Below are 13023 nucleotides of genomic sequence, written 5' to 3'. Positions count from 1 at the left end.
AATGGATCCTATGACTAACAACGACATCGTTCAAAAACTCTGGAACCTCTGCGACGTGCTGCGGGACGACGGCATCAACTACTCAGATTACGTGACCGAACTGGTGCTGCTGCTGTTTATCAAAATGGTGCACGAGAACACCGAAGCCGGCACCTTGAAAAAGCACCCATTACCCGAAGGCTGCCGCTGGACCGACCTGAACGGCAAATCCGGCATCAACCTACTGAACGATTACAAACGTATCCTGCTCAGCCTATCCACCGGCAAGGATGGCGACGGTACTCTGGTACACGATGATCCACTGATTAGTGCCATCTATGCCGATGCCCAAACCCGCCTGCGGGAGCCCCGGCACCTGGAGCAGATGATTAAAACACTGGACCAGATCGATTGGTTCAGCGCCCAGAAAGACGGCCTTGGGGATCTTTACGAAGGGCTGCTGGAAAAGAACGCCAACGAAACCAAATCCGGTGCTGGTCAGTACTTCACCCCCCGTGCTCTGATCAATACCATGGTGCGCTGCCTGAAACCCCAGCCCGGCGAGACCGTTCAGGATCCGGCAGCGGGCACCGCAGGTTTTTTGATTGCAGCCCACGAATACATCAAAGACCAGACGGACGATCTGTACGACCTCACAGCCGAACAGAAAAGCTTTCAAACCACCAAAGCCTGCGTGGGCATTGAGTTGGTGCCCGGCACTCGCCGGCTGGCCCTGATGAACTGCCTGCTGCACGGCATGGAAGGCGATGCCGAGGGCGTGGTGCACCTGGGCAATGCCCTGGGCCAGACCGGCGCCGGGCTTGAAAAGGCCGACGTGATTCTCGCCAACCCTCCCTTCGGCACCAGCAAAGGCGGCGATGCCAGCATCACCCGGGACGACCTCACCTACAAAACCAGCAACAAACAGCTGGCCTTTTTGCAGCACATCTACCGCAATCTGAAGCCCGGTGGCCGCGCCGCCGTGGTACTGCCGGACAACGTGCTGTTCGAAGCCGGAGTGGGCACCGATGTGCGCCGGGATTTAATGAACAAGTGCAACCTGCACACCATCCTGCGCCTGCCTACCGGCATTTTTTACGCTCAAGGCGTGAAAACCAACGTACTGTTTTTCACGAAAGGTAGTGAAACCGACAAGCATCAGGAAGAAAACTGCACTGAAAACGTATGGGTCTACGACCTGCGCACCAACATGCCCAGCTTCGGTAAACGCACGCCCTTCGGCGACCAACACCTGAAGCCATTTGAAGCCATTTTCGGCGAAAGTCCCAACGGTGATAGCGAGCGTAAAGAGGGTGAATACAGCTTCCATTCCGAAGACATCGAACTGCCGGAACACAACGATGAAAACGAAGGCGTTGATCCCCGACTAGCCCACAGCCGCTGGCGCAGCTTCAGCCGACAGTGGATTGCCGAACACAAAGGCGACTCTCTGGATATTTCGTGGCTTAAAGACAGTGACAGTGTGGATGCGGCTAATTTGCCGGAGCCGAGTGTGTTGGCGGGTGAGGCTATGGCAGAACTGGTACAGGCTATGGGAGAACTCGATTCGTTGATGCGGGAATTGGGTGCCGATGAGGAAGTGGATGGGGAAGTTGGAAAATGAGCCTGCTTCAAATTCCTGAACTATGGCAATCTGAGGCCCTAGAAAACCTTCTAGCTCACGTTATTGGCGGGGACTGGGGGAAAGTTCCTGACCACCAAGAGGAGGGTTATCAATGTGTCGCTTGTATCCGAGGTTCTGAATTTAGGAACTGGGCCCGAGACAGCGGCAGAACCGCTGTTGTACGTAAAGTTAAGGAGAATAGCCTTGAGAAACGGTCGTTACTCCCAGGGGATATTCTCCTTGAAATCTCCGGCGGTGGACCCGACCAACCGGTGGGACGAACTGTGCTCATCAACCAATCTGTTCTTGATCAGTTCGATACTCCGGTAATTGGAACAAATTTTCTCCGCCTCCTACGACCATCGGCGAGCATTAATCAGCGCTATCTGAATAGATATCTCGAATTCTTCTATAGCTCCGGGGAAGTTGTTCGATACCAAGGAGGGAGTAACAATCTTAGAAATCTGAAGTTCAAAGAATACTCGCAGATTTCTGTGCCTATACCATCCCCCGCCGAACAAAAAGTCATCGCCGACAAACTCGACACCCTGCTGGCCCAGGTGGAAAACACCAAAGCCCGCCTCGAACGTATCCCGCAAATCCTCAAACACTTCCGCCAGTCCGTGCTGGCTGCGGCGGTGAGTGGGCGGTTGACGGAGGAGTGGCGAGGAAGCCATGACTACAGATGTCTGGCTCTAGGGCTGGAAAAATCAGACGAGGTCACCTCCTGCCCCAGAGAGTGGCAGACGATGACTCTCGCTGATGCCTGCAATGTTGTCTCGGGAAACGCTTTCAAAAGCAACGAGTTTACGGATACAGGAACCACACCAGCAATCAAAATATCAAACGTTCAATATGGTGCCTTCGAGAAGAAGAACCAGCAGTATTTACCTGGTTCGCACCTTCAAACCTATCGGAAATTTGAGGTACTTCCTGGCGACCTATTAATGGCTTTAACGCGGCCGATCACGAATGACACATTGAAAGTCTGCAGATACCCGATTACGGAGCCGGCGGGTCTTTTGAATCAGCGAGTTGCAAAGTTCTTATTTAATAATGAACAGCAAAAGGAATTCTTCGAATTACTGTTCCAGTCGAATTACTTCAAACTACAAGTCTATGACAAGCTCTCTGAAACTTTACAGCCGAACTTATCACCAGTTGATCTCAAAAAATTCTTGGTATCTCTACCTTCTAGCGAAGAACAAACCGAAATCGTCCGCCGAGTAGACCAACTCTTCGCCCACGCCAACCACATCGAACAACAGGTCAACAACGCCCTGGCCCGCGTCAACAACCTCACTCAGTCCATCCTAGCCAAAGCCTTCCGGGGCGAACTTACCGAGCAATGGCGCAATGATAATCCAGAGCTGACTAGCGGAGAGAACAGTGCAGGGGCTTTGTTGGAGCGGATCAAAACAGAACGAGCCAAAACAAAGCCTGAAAAACAGCGCCGGAGGACAACCCGTGCCTGAAAAAGACGATCAACAGCTCCCACTTTTTGAACTGGCTCTTGCTGTCGAAGATGAAGCCCTGCCCACAGCTGCCAGTCCAACTGGAAACTCGGATAGTCTTTACAGTAAATACATAGTGTACGTCGATGAAAGCGGTGATCACGGCATGCAGAAAATCGATGGTCAATATCCACTATTTGTCCTCGCCTTCTGTGTATTTCATAAACGCCACTACAGTGAGAAAGTGGTTTCAGCGCTTGAAAAATTCAAGTTCAACCACTTTGGGCACGATCAGGTGGTTCTTCACGAGAACGAGATCCGCAAGGAAAAAGGCGCATTTAACATCTTCCGAAGTCGGCCGGAAAAGACTGAATTTCTGGATGAGCTCACGGGCATTATAGAGCACAGCAATTTCATCCTAATTAGCTGTGTCATCGACAAAAGGCGCTTGAACAAGCAGTCTGAGGCCGGCTCCAATCCATACCACCTCGCTCTGGGTTTCTGTCTGGAAACTCTTTATGAATTTCTTGAAGAAAAACAACAGCACGAAACGAAGACACATGTCGTTGTTGAATGTCGAGGAAAAAAGGAAGATAACGAGCTAGAACTTGAATTTCGGCGGTTTTGCGACGGGGCAAACCGGCTATCAAAGCCCCTCCCATTCGACATTTTGTTTTCTGACAAGAAAACCATGTCCTCAGGGCTGCAGTTGGCAGATCTTGTAGCCCGCCCAATAGGATTGAGCGTTCTAAAGCCGGAGCAGGCTAACAAAGCGTTCCAAGTATTGAAGAAAAAGTTCTACTGTGATGGAGGTAGAGAATGTGTAGGGAAAGGGTTTGAAGATATGGGGCTGAAAGTTTTCCCACTTCCAGAAAGCGAAAAGCCCCGATGAAACTCACCGAGGCCTAAACGCCGACCGGGCACCCCCAGTCCACTTGATGCGAATTATAGACACTCTATCGCAGAAAAAGCAACTTCAGTTTGTCTAAATTATGAAGCTAATGCGGTCTAGATGCTGATGAAGAACTTACCTGCATCATTCCGCTTGCGGCGCACAAAAAACCCCGGAAAATACTCACATGAGATGTGCCCCTGTCTCTCTGCGTTAACTAATTGCATAAAAAGGAGATTTTATTGATGGACTCTTATCCAACCCTAACAATTCTTTTGACGTCTCTTCTAGTCATAATTGGATTTATAACTATGATTAGAAAGGGAAAAGAAGAGGTTAACGATCATCAAAATAGAATTCAGACCGAATGCTCCTCTCTTTTAGACTTGATCGAACAATATTTGACCGATATTAGTAGAGTAGAAACTTTCAAGTTTGATAAAAAATTGATATCACTCAAAGATCAATCAATAGAATTATTGAATGACGTGAAGCATCTATCAATGGAAATACAATTGCGTTCTCATCAATTGAAATCGGTTGAAACAAAAAAAAGTCTCCTAAAAAAATTACAAACGTTAAAGAATCTTGCAACATCAACCTACCACGAGTTTTTGAGAGTTTTGGAATCATTTTCTAGAACCAAAAAAATCGAAGGCTATCTTGAAAATTGGGAACGGCTTGAAGCCGAAGAAATTAGCAGTGAGCAAGAGCTCGAACATACGCAGTCTGAACTAGAGAACATCACACAGGAGCTAAATAGGGCTAAATCCCAGCTTGAGGCTGAAAAGAACGAACAAATAAAACAAATGGTCTAACAACCTTGCATAATATCTGACCTGATGCGCTCAATACTCTTCGCACTGATCCTGACGTAGTAAGAACGGATGAATTAAGACTAAGTAAGAAAAGATTCGTACATTTCTTGCAGGAATAGCCACGCAACGGTCGGTTACATTGACCGCACTCTTCCCAGTTCCACAACACCGAGTCGAATCGGTGGTAGATTTCGATTGTGACAACCTCAGAGATAAGCCGACAGTTCGATGATAACCCCCTGATTTCTGAGAGTTTGATAGGTAAAATCTGAGTCCTCTCCAGATGCTAAGCGTAAATCATTTTCAACATATATAGGCCGACTCTTCTGAGCTTTTAGCGAAGATTTCTTAGGAACAGGCTCTTCCGAGGCCCTATCCTCTAAGTCTTTAATATGCGCTACCAGTTCAAATAGATTAGCCTCAGGACGCTCTTCTAATGCCTGCTCTGCAACGGTCGGAGCGATGTCCTCGCCAATACCCATTTGAATCAGCAACGAAACAAGCTGATCCAGTTTTGAAGCTTCAAGTTTCTTATCGGATACCTGCTCTTTCTGTGCATAAGATATCTCATGCAAAGAGGCCTGAACGCGCAATGATTCCCTGGGCACATCTAGATCAGCATATTGAAGAATTGTTTCTTCGCGGCCACTTCTCAGAGCAGAGATCATAGGGTGCACCATCGCCAGCTCTTCCTGATAGACCTTAGTGACCAGGGAGCGATCAATTACTTCTCTCCCTGCAACCACAGCTCTAGCCTGGCTGAGATAGAAGAGTGCAACAGCGATGTGAGCTATTCCCTGAGTATACTCCCAGAATAGATCTATCATTTCCTGGTTTATAGGAGTTGCATGCTCAAACCACTGTAGCTTCCAAAGTCGTTTGAAAAAGCGTTCCCACTCTCCGTCACTGCCATCATTCTCGGCTCGGGCAAATCGCCCCCAATCCAGACTACCGAATTGGGCCGCTCGCCTCGCTGACCGCATGGTTGGCTGAAACAACTCCAAAGCTTTCGGCGTTCCAATGAAAAGAACTGGCACCTTGATAACATTCGTCAGTGTCACAAAGAAGTTAAGCATCTTTGCCACCCCGCCAGAGCGAGACTTCTCTAAGTGCTGAATCTCATCGATGACAAGAACACCAATCGAATGTAATGCTGACACTCGGGCAATATCCCCAAGCATCGATTCCGCAGAAGACCGACTTTTCACGTAGAGCGCTTGGTAATCAGTCCCCAACGCATCGTCTACAGCTCTAAAAAAATTGGTGCACAAGTTTTTTACCGAACCATCATGAGGGCACTCAACTTTTAGCCATACCAATTGGGCATGCTGATACTCAGGATGATAAATCGCTTGCGGGTATGTTTTTAGGATTGCCTCTACCGCCGTGGATTTTCCGGTGCCGGAACATCCGATGATGGAACTTACTAGGGCTTCATTTCCGGCGTTCCGAGCGATCGCATTAAAATTGGTATGAGCAACGTCGTCTAGGCTACGTTGATAGTCCGGAGCCGCGATATTTCGGCTCAGGTAACCGCGACGGATCATACCTGAAATCATCTGCTCCAACTGAAGATGGGATTTCGTTGGGTATAGAAATTGATCCAGAATCCTCATCATGGCATGGCGACGAATATGGGCCGGCAACACTTTCTCGGCTTCGTCCACTTTTGGAAAACGAGCCAACATTCTGGCGGTATCCTGCGGCGAGTTAATGGGTGGCAGGGCATTAATTAAAGGCTGGCCTTCGTATTCCCGGATTTCCGCTTCCCGATACTGTGCCAGCGGCAACTTAATCATCATCGTCCTCCAAAAAGGCATCCATATTCGGGTAATCGATACTGTCACTTGATTCAGTTTTGTGAGAACGGAACGGCACCACGTCGGCTGGGCGGACCTGTTCCGGTTGTTTATGGGATTTAATTCCGCTGCGATTTCGTTCCAATTCTTTTTCTTTTACGCGGTTCTGCCGTATCCCTCGAAGTCGCTCAGTGTCCGTAACAGGTGGTTTGTTGGCTTCTTGACGCTTCTTCGCAGAGGCAACAATTTTCTCGACGGTGGCTAAGGCGTCCGGTTTCTTAAAATCCTCCTTTTGCCTAGCCGTTGCTTTGGTACGATTCATCTCTTTCAGTATTCCTGAGGCTTCAACGAAACTCATTCCTTTGTATCGCCGACTTCTGTCAGAAAGTTCACAAACCCAGTAGTTTTCGAACTTAGAGTCAGGCCTTATGTAAACGGTGTCAGTCCGTCGTGGGTCAAAAGCTATTTCCACTTTTGATGGGCGGTTTTGACGGATGCGATCAAACCAGCCTAGGGACAATGCCTGCTGACAGGTATACACAAGCCCTTTGAAGGTGATGCCCACCTGCGAGACTGTGCCACTTTCGTAGGGCAGGAGGTTGATACGGGCCAGGTCTTCATCACAAGAACGAAGATTGCCGGTCCGGTTTTGGATTCCCCAGTTCCAGAGCTCGCGGGGCACTGCAGGCAAGTCTGTTGGCATATCAGGTGCAAAATCGTAACCTTCAACGACGTGCTGTGTGTTGTACCCAATAACGAGATTAATCAACAGTTCTGTGAATTCAGGAAGATTCAGTTGTGCATCCAACTCATAACGTTTGCCAGCACGCTTTTTGCCATTTACCGGCTCTACAACACCACCGACATAGGGCCGAAACTGGCTCTGGATCGTGTTGAAAAATCGCTCACATATTGCTTTGTCATCCCCGCGATAGGCGCGTGAGTTGCTCAACTGGATATTAAATCTGTTAACCAAAACATCTGCTTGCTTAAAAAGTAGCTCACCGCGGTCAGCCATAATCGACGCAGGCAGACCACAACTCGGCCAATCTTCTTGGCTAATAGCTATTCCATGACCCTGACAATAGGTCGTCTTTTCGCTGAAGGCATTGCTGAGTGCCACCATCGCAGCAACCCATGAGGGATTTTCGAGGCCCACATACATACCCACAACCATCCGGCTGAATACATCTTTGACAAAATACAAAACGGGACGGCCGATGATGAGGGCCGGATCGTCTTCTGCAACCAAGTACAGATCCGCTATGGTTGCGTCAATTTCGTACCGAGCCCCAGGACCGAAGTTCAGGTTCGCTGACGTACTCGTCAATGCCCGTTTGTCTTTCTCATAGATTCGGCTTGGAGTCCGCTTCCTAACCACTTCAGTCTTCCGGTAATTCGTTTCATAGAAGTAGCGGAATTGCCTCATCGTGGGCATACTTCGCTCTGTTGCAGTGGGATAACGGGCTTTAAAAAGCCCAACGGCCTTGTCTTTTGCAGCCGCCAAAGACACTTTTTCGTTGCGCAAATAAAAACCATCAAGTGCCAATCGAAATAGTTCCGCAACTTCCTCTGTTACCGGCACACCTACTCCCGGGGTAACCGTTCGTTTTGGACCAACTTTTTGTTCCACCTCACGTCTGGGCCGCCCTTTAGCTCCACATTTGTGATAGTCCGGCGCCAAGGCATTCGGAGCCATTCCCCTCTGCCAATACCTACGAAGCTGTCGGGTAATATACAACCGCGGCTTATCGGTTGATTGAAGAAGTTCTTTTATCAGTCGATTGCGTTCGTTTTTAACGAAAAGTGATTGATACTGACCCAACAATGGGCTAATTGTTGCCCATGCTTCATCGCGTTTTTTCGCGACAATGCTGCCATCCGCCACGCTCGGTAATGGATAGGGATCCGAAATGGATTCATACCCAATCGAATAAAACTCCGCTTCTGGCATGTGGAAAGGCCAACCTTTGTCACTGTCGACATCGATTAACATTAAATCTGAGAGACTCTCCAGGACCACACGGTATCGTTTACCTGTCAAAGGATCTTGGAATACCCGATTAAGAAGCATTGTTCACCTCGCGAACAAACTCTGGCGCTCTTAGTCTGAGGTCGCTGAATATCCAGCTATGAAATGCTTTATTCAGGGGGGCCTTTATAAAACTGTGGGCCACAGCATATCGAAGGATACTTAAGTGAAATCCGGGCTCTACTTCATATTGGTCATCTAACTTCGCACAAAGTCGCGTAACCTTCGTCCGAGGATGCGACTGAAGGCGATTAAAGAGATCCTTTACATCTGAATACCCCACATCTTGGTGTAACACCATATCTGGGCTTAGATAGGGCTGAATCCACAGAAGGTTCTCCCGCATCCCGTCTGTGACCTCCCGCTCGGTGAAAATCTTCCATTCCACACCACGAGCTTCCCAGTAGGTTTTTTCAATCTGGAGTTTTTCCACCACTCTCAGCTTGGATAGCTCCGATGAAGGTTTGACAGCAATCCCCAACTGGTGGCCCGATGAGAAGTTAACTAATAGGTCCGTTGAAACTACAGTCAAAGCGCCACGAACCTGAGGATGACGGATTCCCAGTTGTGCACAGATTTCGAGGGTATCGTCTATTGGCAGGGGATATTGTTCCCTTATATCAATTGTTTGCTCGAACTGATCGAATACAAGAAACGCCATTAGTTCTATGCCGGACAGCAAGTGATGAATCCGTCCCACGGAAGCACTACGGATTCTAACGCTTTCGCCTTGGCTGCTTATTTCATGAACCTTGATAAAGGGTTCATAGTCCTTTCCTGACCCGCGGCCACGAGTTTTAAGCAATTTCTCGTGTTTTGGGTCAATCGGTTTGTTGGTATCTGTCATGAAAAAGGCCCCCTGCTATATTGAGAATAGCAGGGGGCCTATATTGATCAAACTTTAATGTAAATCATCAAACATTAATGTTATTTATCAAACTTTAATGTCCTCGGACAACTGGTTGTCATAGGCCGGGGTCGGTTATTCCACCGTCACACTCTTGGCCAGGTTTCGTGGCTGATCCACATCCGTGCCCTTCAGGACTGCCACATGGTAGGACAGCAACTGCAGCGGCACGGTGTAAACGATTGGTGCGGTGATTTCGTGTACCGAAGGTAGCTGCATCACGTGAATACCCGGCTCGGCTGTCACACCAGCGGCTTTGTCGGCAAACACGAACAGCTCTCCGCCCCGGGCACGTACTTCTTCCAAGTTGGATTTTAGCTTCTCAACCAATTCGTTGTTGGGAGCGACGGTCACTACCGGCATCTCGCTATCCACCAGTGCCAGCGGCCCGTGTTTCAGCTCACCGGCAGGATACGCTTCAGCGTGGATGTAGGAGATTTCCTTCAGTTTAAGCGCACCTTCCATCGCCACCGGATACTGGGAGCCACGACCCAGGAACAGGCTGTGGTTCTTGTCCATGAAGGCTTTGGACATGCTCTCGATTTCGCCATCCAGCGCCAGCACATCGCTGACTTGACCGGGCACCAAGTGCAAGGCCTGAACGATCTCGGCTTCTTTCTCTTCACTCAGGCCGTTATGGCGGGCCAGGGCAACGGAGAACAGCAGCAGTGCAATCAGTTGGGTGGTGAAAGCTTTGGTAGACGCCACGCCAATTTCCGGCCCGGCCTGAGTCATGATCACCAAGTCGGATTCACGCACCAGGGAGCTGCCCGGTACGTTACAAATGGCCAGTGCCGCACGGAAGCCGGCTTTCTTGGCCTGACGTAATGCCGCAAGCGTATCTGCCGTTTCACCGGACTGAGATATACACAGGAACAAGGTGTCCTGCTGAATCACGTGCTTACGGTAGCGGAACTCGGACGCGACCTCGACGGAGCAAGGGACACCGGCCAGTTCTTCAATCCAGTAACGGGCGACCATACCGGCATGGTAGGAGGTTCCGCAGGCGATAATCTGAACGTGACGAACGTTTTCCAGCAGTTTGGCGGCGTCGGTGCCCAACGCCTGTTCCAGAACCCGGCTGTCGGTCATACGGCCGGTCATGGTGGCTTTGGCCACCTTCGGCTGTTCATAAATTTCTTTCAGCATGTAATGGCGATATTCACCTTTATCAGCCGAGTCTGATGCGTGCTCGAAGCGGGTGATGTTGCGTTCAACTGTGTTGCCGTCACGGTCTTCAATGACAATCTTGTCCTTGCGGATATCGGCGATATCGCCTTCTTCCAGGAACATGAAACGGTCGGTGACCGGAAGCAGTGCCAACTGGTCAGAGGCAATGAAGTTCTCGCCAATGCCAACACCAATCACCAGCGGGCTGCCTTCGCGGGACACCACCAAGTGGTCGGGCTCATCCGCGTGAACAACGGCCAGGGCGTAGGCGCCACGCAGGCGTGTCATCGCGGATTTCACCGCCTGATACAGGTTGTTGTCGGCCTGGTAGTGCTTATGGATCAGGTGAGCAACCACTTCAGTATCGGTCTGAGACGTAAACTCGTAGCCTTCGGCCTTCAGTTCGTCACGCAGTTCCTGATAATTTTCGATGATACCGTTGTGGACGATGGCCAGGCGGTCACCGGACATATGCGGGTGTGCGTTCAGCTGTGAAGGTTCACCGTGGGTGGCCCAACGGGTATGGGCGATGCCCATGTGGCCGGCAACGGGATTGGCCTCAATCGCATCGGCTAATGCCGCAACCTTGCCCACTTCCCGGGCGCGCTGTACCTGGGCTTCGGAACCCACCACGGCCATACCTGCGGAATCGTAACCCCGATACTCAAGCCGGCGCAGACCCTCCAGCAGAATCCCCTGGACATCCCGTTCAGATACCGCTCCTACAATCCCACACATGCTGCTATCACCTGTTCGTTAATCGGTCTTTACGCTTTTTTAGGCCGTTCCCAGCCTGAAATATTCCGCTGCTTACCACGAGCCACGGCCAAGTCGTTCTCGGCGACATCTCGAGTAATGGTAGAGCCCGCGCCAATGGTTGCCCCTTCGTCAACCTTCACGGGAGCCACCAAAGAAGTATTCGAGCCCACAAAGACACCGTCACCCAGTTCGGTGCGGAATTTGTTAACGCCATCATAGTTGCAGGTGATGGTGCCTGCACCCACATTCACATTACGGCCAAGAGAGGCATCGCCTACGTAACTGAGGTGATTGATCTTACTGCCCTCACCCACGATGGCTTTCTTAGTTTCTACGAAATTACCAACCTTGGTATTGGCCGACAACTCGGTACCGGGGCGCAACCGTGCAAAGGGTCCGATTTGAGCATTTGCGCCAACCACCGCACCTTCAATTACACTGTGAGCTTTGATCTCGGCACCATCGGCGATGCTGGCATCCTTAATCACACAACCCGGGCCAATGCTGACGTTGCTGCCCAAGCTGACCTTGCCTTCGAATACCACGTTGACATCGATCCACAGGTCGTTGCCGATGCTGAGCTCGCCGCGCACGTCAACGCGGGCGGGATCAGCCAGTGTGGCGCCTTCGGTCATCAGTCGGTCTGCCTGCTGACGCTGATACCAACGCTCCAGTTCGGCCAGTTGCAGGCGGTTATTCACACCCTGCACTTCAAAGGCCGTCTGCGGCTGGGAAACCGCCACGCTCAGGCCGTGCTCGACGGACATGGCAATGATGTCGGTCAGGTAGTATTCGCCTTGAGCATTACTGTTTGAGAGCGTTGGTAACCAACTCTTCAGATGCTTGGCAGATACCGCCAGAATGCCAGTGTTTACTTCTTGGATCGCCTGTTGTTCTGCCGTGGCGTCTTTCTGCTCAACGATGGCCTGCACCTGACCTTCCGCACTGCGCACAATCCGACCGTAACCCTGAGGGTTGTCCAGATCGACCGTGAGCAATGCCAGACGCTCGTCGTTGAGCTCTTCCACCATGCCTTGAAGAGTATCTTTTCGGGTTAGCGGTACATCCCCATACAACACCAGTACTCGCGCATTGTCTGGTAAATCCGGTAACGCCTGTGCGACGGCATGGCCTGTCCCGAGCTGTTCAGTTTGAAGCACCCAGTTGACGCTGTCATCCTCCAGCGACGCCTGCACTTGATCTGCACCATGACCGATCACCGTGTGTATTCTCTCCGCACCGAGCTGTTTGGCAGTCTCGACAACATGATGCAGCATGGCTTTGCCGGCTACCGGATGTAAGACCTTCGGCAGTGCGGATTTCATCCTTGAACCCTGACCAGCGGCCAGAATAACAACGTGTAACGGATTCATGGGGCGAACAACTCCAAATTCGTTGGTCATCTCATAGTAAAAAACCGCACCCCGGTGATGGGACTATGATCTCCCAATGGGAAACCAAAGCCCGCCACCTGCGGATGCGGTTCACTGTCAGGCCTGTCCGGGCACTGACGCAAGCACTGCTTATCGCAGGTTCTTGCGCAGTTTCTGGATAGTGCGCAGCTGAGCGGCGGCTTCTGCCAGCTCTGC

Annotated in this window: 9 protein-coding genes; 4 read left to right on the top strand and 5 right to left on the bottom strand. The window is 50.6% G+C overall.

Translation table 11 applies throughout. The annotated features are described in order from the left end of the window. Nucleotides 1–10: 10 nt before the first annotated feature. The 4 genes from VOI14_RS02095 (at nucleotide 11) to VOI14_RS02080 (ending at nucleotide 4767) form a co-directional block, all read left to right on the top strand. Complete coding sequence (locus VOI14_RS02095) at nucleotides 11–1603, top strand: N-6 DNA methylase (RefSeq protein WP_323750375.1); 1593 nt, start codon at nucleotides 11–13, stop codon at nucleotides 1601–1603. After that, the gene (locus tag VOI14_RS02090) at nucleotides 1600–3078 is read left to right on the top strand and encodes a restriction endonuclease subunit S (RefSeq protein ID WP_323750374.1); all 1479 of its coding nucleotides are present in this window, start codon (nucleotides 1600–1602) and stop codon (nucleotides 3076–3078) included. The genes VOI14_RS02095 and VOI14_RS02090 overlap by 4 nt, the downstream gene beginning before the upstream one ends. Next, nucleotides 3071–3949, top strand: a complete 879-nt coding sequence (locus VOI14_RS02085; protein WP_416361378.1) for a DUF3800 domain-containing protein — start codon at nucleotides 3071–3073, stop codon at nucleotides 3947–3949. The genes VOI14_RS02090 and VOI14_RS02085 overlap by 8 nt, the downstream gene beginning before the upstream one ends. A gap of 311 nt (nucleotides 3950–4260) precedes the next feature. Beyond that, nucleotides 4261–4767 carry a hypothetical protein gene (locus tag VOI14_RS02080; RefSeq protein ID WP_323750373.1) on the top strand — a complete coding sequence of 169 codons (507 nt, stop codon included), beginning with the start codon at nucleotides 4261–4263 and terminating at the stop codon, nucleotides 4765–4767. 206 nt (nucleotides 4768–4973) lie between these two features. Here the strand turns inward: VOI14_RS02080 and VOI14_RS02075 are convergent, their stop codons facing one another. The 5 genes from VOI14_RS02075 to glmU all read right to left on the bottom strand — a co-directional run bounded on the left by VOI14_RS02075 (nucleotide 4974) and on the right by glmU (nucleotide 12807). Further along, entirely contained in the window at nucleotides 4974–6569 is a 1596-nt protein-coding gene (locus VOI14_RS02075) for an ATP-binding protein (protein WP_323750372.1), read from the bottom strand. Further along, complete coding sequence (locus VOI14_RS02070; protein WP_323750371.1) at nucleotides 6559–8562, bottom strand: Mu transposase C-terminal domain-containing protein; 2004 nt, start codon at nucleotides 8560–8562, stop codon at nucleotides 6559–6561. The genes VOI14_RS02075 and VOI14_RS02070 overlap by 11 nt, the downstream gene beginning before the upstream one ends. A 67-nt stretch (nucleotides 8563–8629) precedes the next feature. Continuing rightward, nucleotides 8630–9445, bottom strand: coding sequence for a TnsA endonuclease N-terminal domain-containing protein (locus VOI14_RS02065; RefSeq protein ID WP_323750370.1), 816 nt, complete (start codon nucleotides 9443–9445; stop codon nucleotides 8630–8632). Between the two features lie 135 nt (nucleotides 9446–9580). After that, nucleotides 9581–11413, bottom strand: a complete 1833-nt coding sequence (glmS, locus tag VOI14_RS02060; RefSeq protein WP_323750369.1) for a glutamine--fructose-6-phosphate transaminase (isomerizing) — start codon at nucleotides 11411–11413, stop codon at nucleotides 9581–9583. 29 nt (nucleotides 11414–11442) lie between these two features. Continuing rightward, nucleotides 11443–12807: a bifunctional UDP-N-acetylglucosamine diphosphorylase/glucosamine-1-phosphate N-acetyltransferase GlmU gene (gene glmU, locus VOI14_RS02055; RefSeq protein ID WP_323750368.1), complete on the bottom strand. Its 1365-nt coding sequence runs from the start codon at nucleotides 12805–12807 to the stop codon at nucleotides 11443–11445. Nucleotides 12808–13023 lie beyond the last annotated feature (216 nt).

Origin of the sequence: Marinobacter sp. (genome assembly GCF_034669625.1) — a bacterium.
GTDB lineage: Bacteria > Pseudomonadota > Gammaproteobacteria > Pseudomonadales > Oleiphilaceae > Marinobacter.
Note: the sequence above shows the minus strand (reverse complement) of the source record. Positions and strands in the feature narration are given on the sequence as shown.

Bases quoted from the DNA above. Each gene is read 5' to 3' on its own strand.
- VOI14_RS02095 (WP_323750375.1), top strand. From the start codon at position 11: ATGACTAACAACGACATCGTTCAAAAACTCTGGAACCTCTGCGACGTG.
- VOI14_RS02090 (WP_323750374.1), top strand. From the start codon at position 1,600: ATGAGCCTGCTTCAAATTCCTGAACTATGGCAATCTGAGGCCCTAGAA.
- VOI14_RS02080 (WP_323750373.1), top strand. From the start codon at position 4,261: ATGATTAGAAAGGGAAAAGAAGAGGTTAACGATCATCAAAATAGAATT.
- VOI14_RS02075 (WP_323750372.1), bottom strand. From the start codon at position 6,569: ATGATGATTAAGTTGCCGCTGGCACAGTATCGGGAAGCGGAAATCCGG.
- VOI14_RS02070 (WP_323750371.1), bottom strand. From the start codon at position 8,562: ATGTTAATCGATGTCGACAGTGACAAAGGTTGGCCTTTCCACATGCCA.
- VOI14_RS02065 (WP_323750370.1), bottom strand. From the start codon at position 9,445: ATGACAGATACCAACAAACCGATTGACCCAAAACACGAGAAATTGCTT.
- glmS (WP_323750369.1), bottom strand. From the start codon at position 11,413: ATGTGTGGGATTGTAGGAGCGGTATCTGAACGGGATGTCCAGGGGATT.
- glmU (WP_323750368.1), bottom strand. From the start codon at position 12,807: ATGAATCCGTTACACGTTGTTATTCTGGCCGCTGGTCAGGGTTCAAGG.